Origin of the sequence: Protofrankia sp. Cr1, from assembly GCF_963555865.1 — a bacterium.
Taxonomy (GTDB): domain Bacteria; phylum Actinomycetota; class Actinomycetes; order Frankiales; family Frankiaceae; genus Protofrankia.
Window position 1 is genome coordinate 12,621 of the sequence record NZ_CAUVXO010000120.1, and the last position, 573, is coordinate 13,193.

A 573-nucleotide genomic window follows, 5' to 3' on the forward strand; every position below is an offset into this window, starting at 1 on the left:
CACCGGGCGCAGACACCACCCCGTACTCACAGCGGCAGATCCTGGTGATCATGTCCGGGCTGATGCTCGGCGTACTACTCGCGGCTCTCGATCAGACGATCATCTCGACTGCGCTGACCCGGATCAGCCAGGACTTCCACCGCCCCGACCTCTACAGCTGGGTCGTGACGTCCTACCTGCTGACCGCAACGGCGAGCACCCCGCTGTACGGCAAGCTAGGTGATCTCTACGGCAGAAAAACGATCTTTCAGATCGCGATCGTCATCTTCCTGCTGGGGTCGGCCCTGGCCGGGCTCAGCCAGAGCATGCTCCAGCTGATCATATTCAGAGGCGTGCAGGGCATAGGTGCCGGCGGCCTGATCTCGCTGGCTCTCGCGATCATCGGCGATGTCATCTCACCCCGCGAACGAGGCAGGTACCAGGGCTACTTCGGCGCGGTGTTCGGTGCCGCCAGCATCCTCGGCCCGCTGATCGGGGGCTTCCTGGTCGACCAGGCGTCCTGGCGCTGGGTGTTCTACATCAACATCCCCCTCGGCGTCATCACGCTCATCGTCATCCAGCGGGTATTGACAA

At 63.0% G+C, this 573-nt stretch carries 1 protein-coding gene; it reads left to right on the forward strand.

The window, feature by feature from the left end:
- Positions 1–38: 38 nt before the first annotated feature.
- The coding region (locus U9980_RS12140) for an MFS transporter (RefSeq protein ID WP_416210247.1) at positions 39–573 on the forward strand (535 nt) is incomplete at its 3' end.